This is a genomic window from Aeromicrobium sp. Root344 (genome assembly GCF_001425755.1).
GTDB lineage: Bacteria > Actinomycetota > Actinomycetes > Propionibacteriales > Nocardioidaceae > Aeromicrobium.
Genome location: NZ_LMDH01000001.1, coordinates 180,656 through 197,196, shown reverse-complemented (window position 1 = coordinate 197,196; position 16,541 = coordinate 180,656). Strand labels below are relative to the sequence as shown.

Genomic DNA, 16,541 nt, shown 5'->3' with positions numbered 1-16,541 from the left:
TCACGGTCTTTTCGAAGACGTGATCTTGCGAAGGAGCAACCCATGACCCAGTCCGTGATCGTCGCCGGTGCGCGCACCCCGATCGGCCGCCTCCTCGGTGGCCTCAAGACCTTGTCGGGCTCGGACCTCGGTGGTCTGGCCATCAAGGGCGCCCTGGAGAAGGCCGGCGTGACCGGCGAGCAGGTCGACTACGTGATCATGGGCCAGGTCCTCGGCGCCGGAGCCGGTCAGGTCCCGGCTCGTCAGGCTGCGTTCAAGGGCGGCATCCCGCTCACGACGCCGTCGATCACCATCAACAAGGTGTGCCTGTCGGGCATCAACGCGATCGCGCTGGCTGACCAGCTGATCCGCGCCGGCGAGCACGAGATCATCGTCGCCGGCGGCCAGGAGTCGATGACGCAGGCGCCGCACATGCTGCTCGGCTCACGCGAGGGCACCAAGTACGGCGACACCAAGCTCACCGACCACATGGCGTACGACGGACTGTGGGACGCGCTGACCGACCAGGCGATGGGCGGCCTCACCGAGCAGATCAACGCCGACGGCACGAAGCTGAGCCGTGAGGAGCAGGACGCGTTCAGCGCGCGCTCGCACCAGCTCGCCGCCACGGCGCAGAAGAACGGTGTGTTCGACGACGAGATCGTTCCGGTCGAGATCCCGCAGCGCAAGGGCGATCCGATCGTCATCAGTGCCGACGAGGGCGTCCGTGGCGACACGACGGTCGAGTCGCTCGGCAAGCTGCGCCCTGCGTTCAGCAAGGACGGCACGATCACGGCCGGCTCCGCCAGCCAGATCTCCGACGGTGCCGCCGCGGTGGTCGTCATGAGCAAGGCCAAGGCCGAGGAGCTCGGGCTGTCGTGGATCGCCGAGATCGGTGCCGCCGGCGTCGTCGCCGGACCTGACTCGAGCCTGCAGCTGCAGCCGGCCAACGCCATCGCCAAGGCCGCCGCCAAGGAGGGCATCGAGGTCAGCGACATCGACCTGTTCGAGCTCAACGAGGCGTTCGCCGCGGTCGGCATCGAGAGCACCCGCGCCATGGGAGTCTCCGAGGACAAGGTCAACGTCAACGGCGGCGCCATCTCGCTGGGTCACCCGATCGGTGCCAGCGGCGCCCGCATCGTCCTGCACCTCGCCCTCGAGCTGGGCCGCCGTGGTGGCGGCATCGGCGCGGCTGCGCTGTGCGGCGGCGGCGGTCAGGGCGACGCCCTGATCATCCGCGTCCCCAAGAAGTAGTCCCCAGACGGTGAGCCGAGGCAGCCGCGCCATTCCCGTCGCCGAGCTCGTGGAACGCGCACGAGCCGGCGAGGCACGGGCCGTGGCGCGGCTGATCTCGTTGGTCGAGGACCGCTCGCCGTCCCTGCGCGAGGTCAGTGCCGCGCTGACGCCGCACACGGGTTCGGCGCACATCGTCGGCATCACGGGTTCGCCCGGCGTCGGCAAGTCGACGTCCACCTCGGCGCTCGTCAACGCGCTGCGCGGCCAGGGCAAGCGCGTCGGTGTGCTCGCGGTCGACCCGTCGTCACCGTTCTCCGGCGGCGCGCTGCTCGGGGACCGCATACGCATGCAGGACCACGCGACCGACGACGGCGTCTACATCCGCTCGATGGCCAGTCGCGGTCACCTCGGCGGTCTGTCGGCCTCAGCACCTCAGGCCCTGCGGGTGCTGGATGCCGCCGGTTGTGACGTCGTGCTGGTCGAGACCGTGGGGGTGGGGCAGTCCGAGGTCGAGATCGCTGGGCTCGCCGACACCACGCTCGTGCTGCTGGCCCCGGGCATGGGTGACGGCATCCAGGCGGCCAAGGCCGGCATCCTCGAGATCGGTGACCTCTTCGTCGTCAACAAGGCCGATCGTGACGGGGCGGAGGCGACGCGGCGAGAGCTCCGCTCGGTCATCGCGATGACCGACAGGGCCGACGGGGCCTGGAAGCCGCCGATCGTCCTGACCGTCGCGACCAAGGGCGAGGGCGTCGACGAGGTCGCGGAGCAGATCGCGGCCCACCGCAAGCACCTGGGGGAGTCCGGGGAGCTCACGCGCCGACGACTGGCGCGGCTCCGCCGCGAGATCGAGGCACTCGCCCTGACGGAGGTGCAGTCGAGGTTCGCCGGGCTGTCGGGTGACGCCCGGCTCGACACGCTCGCCGAGCAGGTCCTGGCCGGCGAGACAGATCCGTTCGCCGCGGCCGACACGCTCGTCGAGCAGGTCTGAGCCCGTTCTCGACGGAATGCCGGTCCCCGGCGCGCCTTCGCGGCTGGGCGGAGGGACTTCGACACAATGGCGATGTGCTCAAGAAGGTCTTCCTCCTGCTGCTCGTCGGCTTCGCGATCTACTACCTGCTGTCGACCCCCGACGATGCGGCTGAGTTCGTGAGCAGCGCGTTCAGCGGCATCATGGACGCCTTCCAGCAGGTCGGTGTGTTCTTCAACGAGCTCGTCAACTAGGTCCCTGATGCTGCGGGCGCTGCTCGACCGGTTGCCTGATCAGGAGATCGACAGCCACCTCCTCGCTGACGAGGGGGAAGTCGTGATCGACCTGGTGCGTCACCACGGCATCGTGTTCTGGAAGCCCATCGCCGAGGTCGTGGGCACCGCCGTGCTGTGGATCCTGGCCCTCGTCGGACCGATCCAGCTCGGCTGGCTGTTCATCGTGGGCGGGCTGGGCCTCCTCCTGCACGCCGCCTATCTCGCGATGCGCGAGCGTCGCGACGTCTTCGTCGTGACCAACATGAGGGTCTTCAGGGCGACGGGTGTCTTCTCGGTCCGCATCGCCACGATGCCGATCACCCGCATCCTGGACATCACTGTCGAGAAGCCCTTGCTCGGGCGCATGCTCGGCTACGGCCACTTCATCTTCGAGTCCGCGGCGCAGGCCCAGGGCCTGCGGCACATCCGCTACATCGGCGATCCCGATGCCCGTGACCTCACCATCCAGCGAGTCGTACAGCGCTCGGGTCTGCGCGGCCGCACGATCGAGCAACGCCTCCTCGAAGGGAGCTGACCGGGCCCAGGGCGTCACGTGTCACCGCCTTCGCGCCAGTTCATACACTGGGCGCATGAACTTCTCGCGCCCCGGCGCCATCGACCTCTCCGCGCTGAAGCAGCCGCCGGCCCGTCCGGGTCAGCCTGCCGCCGGCGGTGGCTCGTACGTCGTCGACATCACCGAGCAGAACTTCCAGACCGCGGCACTCCAGGCCTCGATGGACTACGTCGTCGTGCTGAGCCTGTGGTCCCCGAGGTCACCGCAGAGCGAGAGCTTCAACGCGATGCTGGGCGCTCTGGTCTCGCAGTACGCCGGACAGCTCGTCCTCGCGCAGGTCGACATCGACGCCAACCCGGCGATCGCGCAAGCGCTCCAGGCCCAGGCCGTGCCGCTGGTCGTCGGGCTCGTGAAGGGCCAGCCGGTCCCGCTGTTCCAGGGCACCGTGGAGGAGGCGGAGGCGCGCCGCTACTTCGACGAGCTGGTCAACGTCGCTGCCCAGAACGGGGTCACCGGTCGCGCGCAGCCGATGGGTGAGACTTCCGAGACCGCCGAGCCGGAGGAGGCCGAGGATCCCCGGTTCGCCGCCGCGGACGAGGCGTTCGCCGCCGGTGACTTCGACACCGCCGTGGCGGAGTACGAGAAGCTGCAGAAGCAGTATCCGGCCGACTCCGAGATCTCCGAGCGGCTGGCAGGGGTCAAGCTGCTCGCCCGTACGCAGGGTGTCGACCTGCAGGCCGCCCGCAAGGCCGCCGCCGATGCACCCGACGACCTCGAGGCCCAGATGCTCGTCGCTGACCTCGACGTCAGTGGTGGCCACGTCGACGACGCGTTCGACCGGCTGATCGGGCTCGTGAAGCGCACGGCCGGCGATGACCGCGAGCTCGTGCGCCAGAGACTGCTCGACCTCTTCACGGTCGTCGGCACCGCCGATCCGCGGGTCGCGACGGCTCGCCGCGCTCTCGCATCAGCGCTTTTCTGAGCGCCGCGGCGCCAGCCGCATCGCTCAGCCTGTCCGTGCGTGGGCTCGTGGCCCGATAGGCTCACGGCGGCGTCAGTCGTTGGCGCCCTAGAGGGAGTGTGGACATGCGGACGAGGCTGAGCTGGGCACTTGGCGTGCTCGGCGTCCTCATCGCCGTCCTCGGGCTCGCGGTCATGATCAAGCTGGGCCCGGACAGCCGGTTCACCACGGGACCGCACCCGATCGACACCGACGGCATCGCGATCGTCACCAAGCCCAAGGTCATCTCGTGGACCGACGTCAAGGTCGACATCCGCGCCGAGGTGCCCGTCCGCAAGCCGGTGTTCGTCGGCCTCGCCAACAGCGTCGACGTGGACAACTACGTCGGCAAGACGCAACGGCTCGAGGTCACCGGGTTCCACACGCCTTGGGACCTCAGGACGCGCGAGGTCAAGGGCAGGCCCAACCTGCCGGGTGCTCCCACCGCCCTCGACTGGTGGATCACCCAGTCAGCCGGGCTCGGTGGCGCCAGCATCAGTGCGAAGCTGCCAGACGAGACGGTCTCGGTCGCGATCCTCTCGGTCGGCTCGACCAACCTGTCGGGTGTCGAGGTCACCGTGGCCTACGGCATCGAGGGTGGGTTCTACAAGGGCCTGGCGCTGCTGCTGCTCGGGCTCGCGGGGCTGTGGGCCAGCTGGTGGCTCCGCCGCGACGCCGGTCTCTGGCTCGCGGGCACACACGACGAGGAAGGCCCGATCATCGAAGAAGAAGTCGTCTACGTCTATGTCGACGAGGAGGGCGTCGAGCATGAGATGTCGGCGGAGGAGGCCGAGGCGTACGACATCGTCGAGGAATCCGTCGAGGTCGTCGAGGCCGAACCCGTCGAGGAAGCCGGGCCCGTCGAGCCGGCGGAGCCGGAGCGGGTCGCGCCTCGTGTCGCGGGGGTTTTGACGGCTGCGGAGATCGCCGCCGGCGAGGTGCCGGAGCCCGTCGTCGTACCCGAGCCGGAGCCCGAACCCGAGCCTGCACCCGAGCCGGAACCTGCACCGGAGCCGGAGCCGGAGCCTGCACCGGAGCCGGAGCCGGAGCCGGAGCCCGAGCCGGAACCTGCACCGGAGCCGGAACCCGAGCCGGAGCCGGAACCCGAGCCGGAACCGGAACCCGAGCCGGAACCCGAGCCGGAACCCGAGCCTGCTTCCGACGAGCGCGTCGTCTACGTCTTCGTCGACGAGGACGGTGTGGAGCACGAGGTCAGCGAGGACGAGCTGGGCGACTTCGAGATCGTCGACGAGGAGGAGACGTGAGGCGGCTGTCCCTCCTCGCGCTCGCGTGCGCGCTGACGCTCTCGGCGTGTGCCGTCCCCCACAAGCGCGGCGACCTGACGCTGGAGAAGACCGCCGCTCGCACGTCTGAGGTGTCGGCGGTGTTCAGCGAGTACCGCAAGGTCCGCAACACCGCGATCGAGCTGCTCGACGCCAAGCCGCTGTCGATCGTCGAGAGCGGGCCCGTGCTCGCGATCGACTCCGGCTCGTTCGAGGTGTCGCAACGACTGGCCAAGACCCAGAAGCAGGACACCGGCGCGTTCGAGGTCACCGACGTGCAGACCCCGCGGTTCGGGAAGTACCCGCTGTGGTTCTTCGCGGTCGTGCACGACGACGCCGCGGCCGTCAACCGGGTCCAGATCTTCGAGCGCGAGACCGCCGTCGAGCCCTGGCTCCTGGTCGCCAGCCCGGAGACGCTCGCTGACACGCAGATCCCCGACATCCGCCGCGAGGGTGGGAACGCCCTGACGGTGAAGCCCGACGACGCGGTGGGTATGTCGATGTCGGCCTCGGCCGCCGCGAAGGCGTACGCCAGGACGCTCGCCGACCCGGCGTCGGCAGATGCGAGCAAGGTCGCCGACGACTCGTTCATCAAGCAGATGCGGACCACCGCGGACAACAACGCCAAGCTCGAGGGCGTGACGTTCTCACAGTCGTGGGGCAACGACCCGGTCAAGTACGTCCTGCGCACGACGGACGGGGGAGCGCTGGCGTTCGTGACGCTGCTGCGGCTCGACACGTACGAGGTCAGGGACGGTCTCACGATCAGCTGGCCCGAGGGCACTCCGCAGCAGGCGTTCCTGTCGTCGGGGATCTCCAGCTCGGGCAAGCTGCGCTACTACCACCAGGTGCTGCTCTACATCCCGCCCGGCAGCGGCAAGCCCCGCGCGATCGGCCAGTTCGGCGGCGTCGTGAGTGCCGATTCGCAGTGAGATGCGGACGGGCCCCCTCACCCGCTACGATGGTGGGGTTGCACGACGTTGGATTCTACGGCTGATCAAGTTCCGCAAGGTAGCTAGTTCTTCTCGCAGGTTGGATGTGTGTCGCGACAGTCGCTCGCGAAAGGCGTGAGCGACAACTCGCCAAAGAGGAGAAACAACATGGCTACAGGAACCGTCAAGTGGTTCAACGCTGACAAGGGCTTTGGATTCATCGCCCCCGACGACGGCAGCGAAGACGTTTTCGCGCACTTCAGCGCGATCGCCACGAGCGGCTACCGCTCGCTGGACGAGAACCAGAAGGTCGAGTTTGACGTCGAGCAGGGCCAGAAGGGCCTGCAGGCGACGAACATCCGTCCCCTCTGATTCAGGTTCAGGCTCGCGAGAGCTTGGGGACGGCTTGCCGTCCCCTCTGATTCACCCCGCTGATTCAGTTCAGTAGTTCGAAGGCCCGGGAGCTTGCTCCCGGGCCTTTGTCATGCCCGGTGCCGTCTCTGAGCGTGACGACATGCCGGCGACACGCCCAAGCGAACCTGCACGTTGTCACGCTCAGCGGGTAGCTACTCCGCAGCCTTGGGGGCTTCGCGGTACGCCGGCAGGGACCCGGCGTCGACGGCCTCGAGGAGCTCGATCGCGGCTGCGGCGGCGTGCGCGCGCACGTCCTCGGGATCGCACCAGCGCACCGACCTGATCTCGGTGGCCTGCAACGTCATGTCCTCGGTCACCGAGCTGTCGACGACGCCGAGGTCGAACAGGAAGATGCAGGCGTCGTCCCAGCCGCGCCAAGCCGGCAGCCAGTTGACCGTGATCAGGTCGCCCACCTCGACCTTGACGCCCAGCTCCTCCTCGAGCTCACGCCCGAGGCCGATCGAGGGGGCCTCGCCGACCTCGACGACGCCGCCGGGCAGGTCCCACTCCTGCTTGTAGGTCAGCTCGCACAGCAGCACCCGGCCGCGCTCGTCACGCAGCAGGCCCTGGCTGATGACGCGCTTGGTCGGCAGCCCGGCGTTGAGGATCGCGATGAACCCGTCGCGGCTGTGCGGCTCCGGGTCGTCGACGATCCGGGCGAGCAGGGCGCGGTCCGGATCGTCGCCGGCGCCGCGGAGCACGCCCTCACGACGCATGCCCGCGATCGAGGCGGCCCGGACGTCACCCAGCCGCTCGAGGGGGATCCGCGCCTCGACCCGCGTCATACCGAGGTCGTCGAAGGCGTACGCCAGGGCGAGGCGAAGCGCCCTGACCGCGATCGGGACGTTGTCGGTGCCGGCGTTCCAGCGGATCGACGCCGTGCGCCCGTCCTCGCCGCGCAACGCGACGGTCCCGACGCGTTCGCCCTCGAGGAGGATCGCGAACCCGGTGAACTCGTCGGATCCCGACGTGGGCTCCAGCACGAGGTCGCCGTCGCGGAGGGTCTCGGTCACCCGTTCAGGCTACCGACCCTCCGCGGGCGACCTCGCTGCTGGCAGTGACTCAACCGATCGGGCCGGCGATCAGCGTGACCGTCGCGGTGTGGCTGGTGCCGGCGGCGTCGGTCCACGAGACGGTTGCGGTCTTCCCGGCGTCGACCGCGGCCACGGCAGCGGACAGGTCGGCGGCCGAGGAGATCGACGAGCCGTTGAACTGCGTGATCGTGCTGCCCTGGGTGATGCCCGCGGCCCGAGCGGGCGAGTCGGCAACCGTGCCGGCCACCACCGCGCCACCGCCCTGCTGGTACGCAGCCGGCACCAGCTGCACGCCGAGGAAGCCGGTCGACCCGATGTGCACCGTGCTGCTCTCGGTGCCGCTCTCGATCTGGCCGGCGATCGTCAGTGCCTGTCCGATCGGGATGGCGTAGCCGGTCACGTCGGCGCTGCCGCTGGACGCTGCGGTGTCCATGCCGATGACTTCGCCGTCGCTGTCGTAGAGTGCGCCGCCGGAGTCCCCGGCGATGATGTCGGCCGACACCTGGATCAGCCCGCTGAGCCGCTCGGGGCCGGACCCGGCGTCGGACTGCACCGTGATCGCCTTGTCGATCGCTGCGACGGTTCCCGCGGCTGCGCTGGCCGCACCGCCGTCGCCGTTCGCGTTGCCCACGCCGGTGACCTTGTCACCGACCGCCACGGCGCTGGAGGTGTCGGGCTTGATCGTGGTCAGCCCCGACGCGTCCTTGAGCTGCAGCACGGCCACGTCGTGCGTCGAGTCGTAGCCGACGACGGCTGCCTGGTAGGTCTTCCCGGTCGACACGACCTGGACCGTGATCGCGGTCGCGCCTTCCACGACGTGGTGGTTCGTGAGGATCTCACCGTCGGACGTCAGGATCATGCCGGTGCCGGCGGCCTGTCCGGCGCCGTAGTCAACGGACGTGTTGATGTAGACGAGGCCGGCCTCCTGCGCTGCCGTGGCATCGGTGGTGCCCGCCTGGTCGATCGACCCGGCCTGCCGATCCAGCGGCAGCACCGAGAGGTTGCGGTCGGCCGGGCTCTGCGTCGGCAGCCCGGTCGTCGTCTTTGACGCCGTGGCGGTTGGGGCGTTGCCGGCTTGCGCGGCGTAGGTGAGACCCGAGACGCCGAGGATCGCCGCACCGGCCATCGCTGCGATGCCGTACCGGCCGGGCCGCCGGCGCGGGCGTACGTGAGCCTGCGGCTGGGCCTGGGGCGACTCGGGCTGTTCCTGCGGTTCGGGCGTGGTTCCTGGCTGGTCGTTCATGGCGTGCTCCTCGTTGAGTCCTGTCTTCGACTCAAGTCCGGGTTGGTATGGGAACGCTGTGAGTGGGCTCAACTTGTGGTGAGAGTTCCGGGCCGTACGCTCGACGCGTGAGCGAGGAGCGCGCTGTCGCGGCTGTTGCGGCCACCGGGATCTCGTACGAGGTGACCCGGCACGGGCCCGTCGGGTCACTGGCCGAGGCGGCGGCCGCGCGTGGCATCGAGCCACGGCAGCTCGTCAAGAGCCTGGTCGTACGCCGTGCGGACGACGACTTCCTGTTCGTGCTGGTGCCCGGCGACCGGACGATCTCGTGGCCCAAGCTGCGTCAGCTGCTGGGCGTCTCCCGGCTGTCGATGCCCGATGCGGCGGTGGCGCTCGAGGCCACGGGCTACGAGCGCGGCACGATCACGCCGTTCGGCTCGCTCCGCGCCTGGCCCGTCGTCGTCGACGAGCGCGTCGACGGGACGATCTCACTGGGTGGTGGTGCGCACGGTGTCGGGCTGACGATGGCTGCCGACGACATGGTTCGCGTCCTGGACGCGCAGGTCGCGGACGTCTCCGAGCCGCAGTAGCCGTTGTCGCACGACTGCACCCGTACGGTGCGATGATCGATCATGACCGACACCGAGCTCGACACCGCCTGCGCGGACTTCGACCGCGCGGTCAACCAACGGGACCACGAGGTCGCCGAGCGCATCCTGCACCCCGATTTCGCGCTGGTGCTCGTGCACCCGACGGCAGCCGTCATGCCGCGCGCACGCTGGTTGCAGACCCTCGACGCGTACGTCGTCCACGAGTGGGCCGTCGAGGAGGACGTTCGCGACTCGAGTGCCGACATCGGGTCGGTGCTGCGCCGGGTCCGGATGCGGGCCACGGTGCTCGGCGAGGACCGCAGCGGGACATTCATCATCGGCGACACCTGGCTGAGGACAGGCCCGGGATGGCGGGTCTGGCGACGTCACTCCACGCCCCTCGAGGCGGGATCGCTGCCCGGCGCCTGAGCCTCTGCCAGTCGTCCTGGCAGTATCCCGTGGACCTCGACCTGTGCCACGATGCACGCGTGGAACTCGACAACGTGCTGTGGATGCTGACGGCCCTCGCCGCTGTCGTGGTGCTCCTGACGCGCATGCGGCTGTCCGCGACGGGCCGGCAACCGGGTCACGCCCAGATCCCCGGGACGATCCTCAACGCACACACGGTGCTCGGCGTGACGGCGCTCGTCGTGTGGATCTACTACCTCACGTCGCCCAGCGACCCGGTTGGCCTCGTCGCGCTGGTCGTCTGGTGGGTCGAGGTCGTGGTCGGCATCCTGATCCTTGCGCGCTGGTTGCCCGGCGCCGGCAAGCACGCAGCGCCGGCCGTCGACGACAGCTGGGCTGAAGGCCCGTACCTGTCGATCCTCGGACACGTCGGGCTGCTGCTCGGCGTCATCTTCTTCACCTATTGCGTGCTCGCCGGCAAGGTCGGTTGAACCACGGGGTTGACCTCAACCATTGTTGAGGTTGTTGGCTGATGTGCATCGGACATCACCAAGGAGAACCTCATGCCTCGTGCACTCATCACCGGCGGCTCCGCCGGTCTCGGCCTGGCGCTCGCCACCGGTTTGGCGGAGCGCGACTGGGACGTCGTCATCACCGGACGCGACGAGACGCGCCTCAACGCTGCTGCGCGGCAGGCGGGTGACCGGGTCCGGCCCGTCGCCGGCGACGTCACCGACCCCGGACATCGGGCGTTGCTCGTCGAGACGACCGGCGGCGGCCTCGACCTGCTCGTGAACAACGCGAGCACGTTGGGCGTGAGCCCGCTGGCGCCGGTCCTCGCCCTGGACGACCAGGTGCTGCGCGACGTCTGGGAGACCAACGTGGTCGGGCCGGTCGCGCTGACCCGCGCGCTCTGGCCCGCGCTGCACGTCGGCGGTGCCGTCATCAACATCACGTCGGACGCGGCGGCTGACCACTACGAGACGTGGGGTGCGTACGCGGCCAGCAAGGCAGCACTCGAGCACCTCACCCTCACTCTTGCGGTCGAGGAGCCCGACATCCGGTGGTGGACCGTCGATCCCGGCGACATGCGGACGCAGATGCACCAAGATGCGTTCCCCGGCCAGGACATCTCGGACCGACCCCTCCCGGAGTCGGTCGTCCCGGGCTTCCTGGCACTGCTCGACGACCGCCCACCGAGCGGGCGCTATCAGGCGTCCGACCTCGTCCCGGCCCGAGCTGGGGCATGACATGACGCGGATCGACATCGCGCCGTTGACGATGTTCTCACCGCCGGGCGAGCGCACCGCTCCGTCGCCGGCGGAGGCACGTGGGATGCGCCGCGACGACGTACGTCTACTGGTCGCGCACGGCGACCGCGTGACGCATGCCAGGTTCGGCGACCTTGCAGACCACCTCGAGCCCGGTGACCTGGTCGTGGTGAACGCGTCGCAGACCGTCGCGGGCGAGCTCGACGCCGTGCTGTCAGGCGTGGGGGCCTCCACCGGCGACGTCGTCGTGCACGTGGCGACCGACCTGCGGGACGGCACGTGGGTCGTCGAGGTCCGCACGGCACCCGACGCCGCATGGGCCGTGCTCGACGCCGCTGCGGGACAGACATTGGTGCTGGCGGCCCCGGGTGCGGAGCTCACCCTGCTCGAGCCGTACCCGCGTGAGAGCTCGTCGCCGACCGGCCACGGCAACCGGCTCTGGCGAGCCAGCTACGCCGGACAGGCCGCGCTGCCTGACGTGTTGGCGAGTCTCGGTCGTCCGATCGCGTACGGCTACTTGGACCGGCGCTACCCGATCGAGGACTACCGGACGATCTTCGGCACGACACCCGGCAGCGCCGAGATGCCGAGCGCGGCCCGGCCGTTCACGCCGGACGTGGTGACCCGCCTGGTCTCGCGTGGCATCGCGATCGCCCCGATCCTGCTGCACACCGGCGTCTCGTCGCAGGAGGCCGGCGAGGCCCCGCAGCCGGAGTGGTTCGAGGTCAGCGAACCGGCGGCCCGGCTCGTCAACGCGACGAGGGCCGGGGGAGGGCGGGTCATCGCCGTCGGCACCACCGTCACGCGAGCGCTGGAGTCGGCCGTGCGCGGGGCACCGGGGCGCGCTGTGGTCGAGGCGAGCTCCGGCTGGACCGAGCGTGTCATCACCCGCGACGCGCCCCCACGCGTCGTCGACGGGCTCATCACCGGCTGGCACGACCCGGCGGCATCGCACCTGCTGCTCGTGGAGGCTGTCGCCGGGCCACGCCTGACCCAGAGGGCGTACGACGCCGCGGTCGAAGCGGGCTATCACTGGCACGAGTTCGGCGACTCGGCCTTGCTGCTGCCGGCCCGCGCGGAAGCGTTGGCCGCCTGACTGCAAAGAAGTGTTTGCAAAGATATCTTTGCAGTCGTAGTGTGAGGGCATGACCCTCACCAACAAGGTCGTCGAGGACCTCGACACGCTCAAGGCGGTCTCGCACCCGCTCCGGATGCAGGTGCTCGGCGCGCTGCGCCGCCTGGGTCCCTCGACCGCGTCGGAGCTGGCGCGCGAGCTCGGCGAGTCGAGTGGGTCGACGTCCTACCACCTGCGGCAGCTCGAGCGATTCGGGTTCGTCAGCGATGCCGACGAGCAGCCGTCCGGTCGTGAGCGGCGCTGGAAATCGCTGTACGACCTCACGACCTACCCCGCGACGCTCGCGAGCCTCGACGGCGGGCGGGAGTACCTCGACGTCGTGCGCCGGCGCCAGGAGGAGCACCTTCGTGAGGACCTCGAGCGCTGGACCGAGCACCGGCCCGGCCTCGGCATGAGCGACTACGCACTGTCGCTCGATCCTCAGGACGTCGAGGCGCTCGAGCAGGACATCCTCGCCGTCGTGCAGCGCTACGCGGGCAAGCACGGTTCCGAACGGGTGACGCTGCACGCGCTGATCCTCCCGCGCGCATGAGCGCGAGAATGAGCCTGCGCAACCGGTTCTGGCTGCTGACGGCACTGCGCTGGTTGCCGACCGGTTTCATCGTGCCCGTCGTCGCGTTGCTGCCGCTCGAGCGTGGGCTCACGATCGCCGAGTACGGCCGGGTCGCGGCGGTCCAGGGCATCGTCGTGCTGCTGCTCGAGCTGCCCACCGGGGGATTCACCGATGCGTTGGGTCGCAAGCCCGTGTACCTCGCGTCGGCCGCGGTGGCTGTCGCGTCCTACGTCACGTCCTCGCTCGCCCACTCGGTGCTGGCATTCGCCCTGGCGTACGGCCTGGCCGGGACCTTCCGGGCGCTTGACAGCGGGCCGCTCAACTCGTGGTTCGTCGATGCAGTGCACGACGACAAGACGATCGCCGAGCCGGCCGTCGTGGTCGCTCGAGGCCTGTCGGGCTATGCCAGCGTCCTCGGCGTCTCGATCGCGACGGGCGCCGTCCTCTCCGGGGCGGTCATCGCTTGGCTGCCGGTGGACCGCGAGGCGGCTCTCACGGCTCCGTTCGTGATTGCGGCTGTCCTTGGCTGTGTGCAGATCGTCGCGGCCGCGCTGCTGATGCACGAGGACCGTTCGGACCGGCACGGCGGAGTGCTCGACTCGGTGCGCGCCACTCCGCAGACGATCGTGGCCGGGTTGCGCCTGATGTGGGGATCACGCGTGCTGCGAGCGCTGGTGGCGGTCGAGGTGTTCTGGGGCTTCGGCATCGTCGCATTCGAGTCGTTCATGCCGATCAGGCTCTCCGAGCTGTTCGACGATCGCGACCTCACGGCGTCGGTCATGGGCCCGGTCACGGCGGCCGCGTGGGGAGTGTCCGCCCTCGGTGCGGCAGCGGTGCCGTTCCTGGTCAGCCGGTGGACGATGACCCAGGTCTCGGTCGCGTTGCGGGTCCTCCAGGGCGCGACCGTCGTGGCGATGGGGCTCGCCGGCGGTCCGGCGGGCTTGATCATCGGGTTCTTCGCGACGTACGCGGTGCACTCCGCCGCCGGCGCGATCTACGAGACGCTGCTGCACGAGCAGGTCAGCAACCGCAACCGGGCGACGGCGCTGTCGCTGGCCTCGATGGCGTTCCAGTCGTCGGCGGCGGTTGGCGCCATCACGCTGGGCGCGATCGCGTCCGGATCGTCCACCGGCACCTCGATGGTGATCGGTGGTGTCGTCCTGGCACTCGCCGCCCCGCTGTTCCTCGTGCGCGACCCGGTCAGCGCGGAGGCGGCAGGTCGTCGCGTCGACCCTGGGTTCGCTGACCGTTGATGATCAGGCTGACCACGATGCCGAGCGCGCCGGCGGCCATGAGGATGTAGCCCACGGTCGTGAGCTCGACCTCCTGGATGTTGTCCTGCACCGCGAATGCCAGGATCGCGCCGAGGGCGAGAAGGAAAATGGATCCACCGATGTACATGGGGCACCTTTCGTCGGGGGTCAACCTTTCGACGGTAACGCCGCTCGTACGCCCCCGCACTTCGTGAGCTTCACGGTGGTGGGATCTCGCCGGAGCCGCGTACGAGGAACGACGTCGGGACGATGATCTGCTCCACCGGACCCGTGTCACCCCTGATACGGGCGAGGAGGCGCTCGGCGGCCATCTTGCCGATGAGGTGCGGGTCCTGGGCGATGACGGTGATCGCGGGGGAGACCAGGTCGCCGAGCGAGATGTCGTCGAACCCGACCACCGCGATCTCGTGCTCCAGGCCGAGGCTGCGCAGCGCTCGTACGACCCCGATCGTCACGAGGTTCTGGGCGGCGAAGATGGCCGTCGGCGCGGGGCTCGCCTGCAGCATCGCCCGGGTGGCGGTCTCCGCGAGGTACTCGTTGGAGAGGTCCGGGATGATGTGGGTCGCGGCCCGGGCCGCCCAGCACGCCTCGCGATAGCCCTCGAGACGCATGCGCGCCGTCGGCAGGAACTGGCGGTCGCCCATGAACGCGATGTGTCGGTGCCCGTACGAGATGAGGTGCTCGGTGGCCAGCCGGGCACCGCTCTGGTTGTCGACCACGACGCTGTCGGTCTCGAGTCCCTCGACGCCGCGGTCGACCAGCACGACCGGCATGCCGGCGTCCATCTCACGTTGCAGGGCCGTGGGATCGGGTCCGGCCGGCATCACGATCAGGCCGTCGACCTGGTAGGACCCCATCGTCGGCACCAGCTCGCGCTCGCGTTCGGGATCCTCGTCGAGGCTCGCCGAGAGCACGGCGAATCCCGCGGCGCCGGCGGCGTCCTCGACTCCCCGGTGGACCTGGGCGTCGAACGGGTTGGAGACGTCGCCCAGCAGCAGCCCGATGCTGAGGGTGCGGCGATCGGCCCGGCGCAGCGACCCGGCGCTCACGTCTCGTCGATAGGCGAGTCGCTCGACGGCAGCTCGTACGCGGGCCGCCGTGGCCTCGCCGACGTAGCCCTCGCCGTTGACGACGCGGGAGACGGTCTTGATGCCGACGCCGGCCTCGCGGGCGACGTCCTTCATCGTGGGCCGCTGCCGCGGGGCTGGTTTGGGTGACAACGGTGTCATGGGACACAGCGTAACCCTTGACGCCTGATTCCGTGTGAGGTAGAACACTTTATGACAACGATGTCAGACGGTCTGGCGTTGTGAGAGGAATCATCGTGAAAACACCATCTGTCTCCCGACGCCGGTTCGCGGCCGCCGCGACCGCGGTTCTGGCCTCCACGCTGGTGCTCGCGGCGTGCGGCTCCGGCTCCGACTCGGGCGGTTCGAAGGGCGACGTCGGCGTCTCGCTGATCGTCAAGACGACCAGCAACCCGTTCTTCGTCGCGATGCAGGACGGTGCCAAGAAGGCCGCGAAGGCCAACGGCGTCGACCTCAAGCTCGCGGCGGGCAAGACCGACGGCGACGAGGACACCCAGATCCAGGCGATCGAGAACGCCATCTCGCTCGGCCAGAAGGGCATCCTCATCACCCCCAACGGTCCCGGCGTCGTCGACGCGATCGAGAAGGCGCGTGACGCCGGGCTCTTCGTCATCGCCCTGGACACGCCGCCGGACCCCGCGGACGCGGTCGACATCACGTTCGCCACCGACAACTTCAAGGCCGGCGAGTCGATCGGCTCCTGGACCGCCAAGAAGCTCGACGGCAAGAAGGCCGTCATCGCGATGCTCGACCTGTTCAACGACAAGGTCGTCTCGGTCGACTACAACCGCGACCAGGGCTTCCTGACCGGCATGGGCATCCCGACGAAGGACAAGAAGAAGAACGCCGACGAGGCCAAGTCCGGCTCCTACAGCGGTGGCGACTACCAGATCGTGTGCAACGAGCCGACCAACGGCGCGGAGGACGGCGGCACGACCGCGATGGAGACCTGCCTGTCGAAGAACCCCGACATCAACGTGGTCTACACGATCAACGAGCCCGCGGCCTATGGCGCGTACCAGGCACTGAAGAGCGCCGGCAAGGAGAAGGGCGTCACGATCGTCTCGATCGACGGTGGCTGCGCGGGTGTCGGCTACGTCAAGGACGGCATCATCGGCGCCACGGCACAGCAGTACCCGTTGGAGATGGCGGCCAAGGGCGTCGAGGCGATCGCCAAGCTCGCCAAGGACGGCACCAAGCCGAAGACCAGTCCCGGTCTCGACTTCTTCGACACCGGCGTCAAGCTCGTGACCGACGACCCGCAGGACGGCGTCGAGAGCGTCGACACCGCCGCCGGGAAGTCCACCTGCTGGGGCTGAGTGCACGACGGCGGGGTGTCCTCGCGGCACCCCGCCTCACCCGC

General features: G+C 69.5%; 20 protein-coding genes. 16 read left to right on the top strand and 4 right to left on the bottom strand.

Features of this window, described 5'->3' with window-relative positions; genetic code table 11:
* Nucleotides 1-42 precede the first annotated feature (42 nt).
* The 8 genes from ASC61_RS00885 (at nucleotide 43) to ASC61_RS00855 (ending at nucleotide 6,561) form a co-directional block, all read left to right on the top strand.
* Nucleotides 43-1,233: an acetyl-CoA C-acetyltransferase gene (locus ASC61_RS00885; protein ID WP_056208031.1), complete on the top strand. Its 1,191-nt coding sequence runs from the start codon at nucleotides 43-45 to the stop codon at nucleotides 1,231-1,233.
* A 10-nt stretch (nucleotides 1,234-1,243) separates the two neighbouring features.
* Nucleotides 1,244-2,206: a methylmalonyl Co-A mutase-associated GTPase MeaB gene (gene meaB / locus ASC61_RS00880; RefSeq protein ID WP_200935364.1), complete on the top strand. Its 963-nt coding sequence runs from the start codon at nucleotides 1,244-1,246 to the stop codon at nucleotides 2,204-2,206.
* 74 nt (nucleotides 2,207-2,280) lie between these two features.
* Nucleotides 2,281-2,439: a hypothetical protein gene (locus ASC61_RS19990; protein WP_188110591.1), complete on the top strand. Its 159-nt coding sequence runs from the start codon at nucleotides 2,281-2,283 to the stop codon at nucleotides 2,437-2,439.
* Between the two features lie 7 nt (nucleotides 2,440-2,446).
* Nucleotides 2,447-2,995 (top strand): PH domain-containing protein, encoded by a 549-nt coding sequence (locus tag ASC61_RS00875; protein ID WP_056208028.1) that lies wholly within the window; start codon nucleotides 2,447-2,449, stop codon nucleotides 2,993-2,995.
* Nucleotides 2,996-3,050: 55 nt separating this feature from the next.
* Complete coding sequence (locus ASC61_RS00870; protein ID WP_056208025.1) at nucleotides 3,051-3,956, top strand: co-chaperone YbbN; 906 nt, start codon at nucleotides 3,051-3,053, stop codon at nucleotides 3,954-3,956.
* A gap of 104 nt (nucleotides 3,957-4,060) precedes the next feature.
* Entirely contained in the window at nucleotides 4,061-5,239 is a 1,179-nt protein-coding gene (locus tag ASC61_RS19985) for a hypothetical protein (protein WP_200935363.1), read from the top strand.
* Complete coding sequence (locus tag ASC61_RS00860) at nucleotides 5,236-6,189, top strand: hypothetical protein (protein ID WP_056208023.1); 954 nt, start codon at nucleotides 5,236-5,238, stop codon at nucleotides 6,187-6,189. The genes ASC61_RS19985 and ASC61_RS00860 overlap by 4 nt, the downstream gene beginning before the upstream one ends.
* Nucleotides 6,190-6,357: 168 nt before the next feature.
* On the top strand, nucleotides 6,358-6,561 hold the full coding sequence (locus ASC61_RS00855; RefSeq protein WP_056208020.1) for a cold-shock protein: 204 nt from the start codon (nucleotides 6,358-6,360) through the stop codon (nucleotides 6,559-6,561).
* Nucleotides 6,562-6,755: 194 nt separating this feature from the next.
* Here ASC61_RS00855 and ASC61_RS00850 read toward each other — a convergent pair whose 3' ends face one another.
* Together ASC61_RS00850 and ASC61_RS00845 are read right to left on the bottom strand one after the other, a co-directional pair.
* Nucleotides 6,756-7,616 (bottom strand): NUDIX hydrolase, encoded by an 861-nt coding sequence (locus ASC61_RS00850; protein WP_056208018.1) that lies wholly within the window; start codon nucleotides 7,614-7,616, stop codon nucleotides 6,756-6,758.
* Nucleotides 7,617-7,665: 49 nt separating this feature from the next.
* On the bottom strand, nucleotides 7,666-8,880 hold the full coding sequence (locus ASC61_RS00845; protein ID WP_056208015.1) for a S1C family serine protease: 1,215 nt from the start codon (nucleotides 8,878-8,880) through the stop codon (nucleotides 7,666-7,668).
* Between the two features lie 107 nt (nucleotides 8,881-8,987).
* Here ASC61_RS00845 and ASC61_RS00840 point away from each other — a divergent pair, with 107 nt between their 5' ends.
* The 7 genes from ASC61_RS00840 to ASC61_RS00810 all read left to right on the top strand — a co-directional run bounded on the left by ASC61_RS00840 (nucleotide 8,988) and on the right by ASC61_RS00810 (nucleotide 14,069).
* Complete coding sequence (locus tag ASC61_RS00840) at nucleotides 8,988-9,449, top strand: aminoacyl-tRNA deacylase (RefSeq protein ID WP_056208013.1); 462 nt, start codon at nucleotides 8,988-8,990, stop codon at nucleotides 9,447-9,449.
* A 42-nt stretch (nucleotides 9,450-9,491) separates the two neighbouring features.
* Nucleotides 9,492-9,878, top strand: coding sequence for a nuclear transport factor 2 family protein (locus ASC61_RS00835; RefSeq protein WP_056208009.1), 387 nt, complete (start codon nucleotides 9,492-9,494; stop codon nucleotides 9,876-9,878).
* Between the two features lie 59 nt (nucleotides 9,879-9,937).
* Nucleotides 9,938-10,348 carry a hypothetical protein gene (locus ASC61_RS00830; RefSeq protein ID WP_157439333.1) on the top strand — a complete coding sequence of 137 codons (411 nt, stop codon included), beginning with the start codon at nucleotides 9,938-9,940 and terminating at the stop codon, nucleotides 10,346-10,348.
* Between the two features lie 72 nt (nucleotides 10,349-10,420).
* Complete coding sequence (locus ASC61_RS00825) at nucleotides 10,421-11,107, top strand: SDR family NAD(P)-dependent oxidoreductase (protein ID WP_056208003.1); 687 nt, start codon at nucleotides 10,421-10,423, stop codon at nucleotides 11,105-11,107.
* 1 nt (nucleotide 11,108) lies between these two features.
* The gene (locus ASC61_RS00820) at nucleotides 11,109-12,224 is read left to right on the top strand and encodes an S-adenosylmethionine:tRNA ribosyltransferase-isomerase (RefSeq protein WP_056208000.1); all 1,116 of its coding nucleotides are present in this window, start codon (nucleotides 11,109-11,111) and stop codon (nucleotides 12,222-12,224) included.
* Between the two features lie 49 nt (nucleotides 12,225-12,273).
* Nucleotides 12,274-12,795, top strand: coding sequence for a helix-turn-helix domain-containing protein (locus tag ASC61_RS00815; RefSeq protein WP_056207996.1), 522 nt, complete (start codon nucleotides 12,274-12,276; stop codon nucleotides 12,793-12,795).
* A complete protein-coding gene (locus ASC61_RS00810; RefSeq protein WP_200935362.1) occupies nucleotides 12,792-14,069 on the top strand; it encodes an MFS transporter in 1,278 nt (425 codons plus the stop codon). The genes ASC61_RS00815 and ASC61_RS00810 overlap by 4 nt, the downstream gene beginning before the upstream one ends.
* Here the strand turns inward: ASC61_RS00810 and ASC61_RS00805 are convergent.
* The gene (locus ASC61_RS00805) at nucleotides 14,017-14,217 is read right to left on the bottom strand and encodes a DUF6458 family protein (RefSeq protein WP_056207991.1); all 201 of its coding nucleotides are present in this window, start codon (nucleotides 14,215-14,217) and stop codon (nucleotides 14,017-14,019) included. The genes ASC61_RS00810 and ASC61_RS00805 overlap by 53 nt on opposite strands.
* Before the next feature lie 70 nt (nucleotides 14,218-14,287).
* On the bottom strand, nucleotides 14,288-15,319 hold the full coding sequence (locus ASC61_RS00800) for a LacI family DNA-binding transcriptional regulator (RefSeq protein WP_056207987.1): 1,032 nt from the start codon (nucleotides 15,317-15,319) through the stop codon (nucleotides 14,288-14,290).
* Nucleotides 15,320-15,414: 95 nt separating this feature from the next.
* Between ASC61_RS00800 and ASC61_RS00795 the strand changes: the two genes are divergently transcribed.
* A complete protein-coding gene (locus ASC61_RS00795) occupies nucleotides 15,415-16,497 on the top strand; it encodes a substrate-binding domain-containing protein (protein WP_157439332.1) in 1,083 nt (360 codons plus the stop codon).
* Nucleotides 16,498-16,541 lie beyond the last annotated feature (44 nt).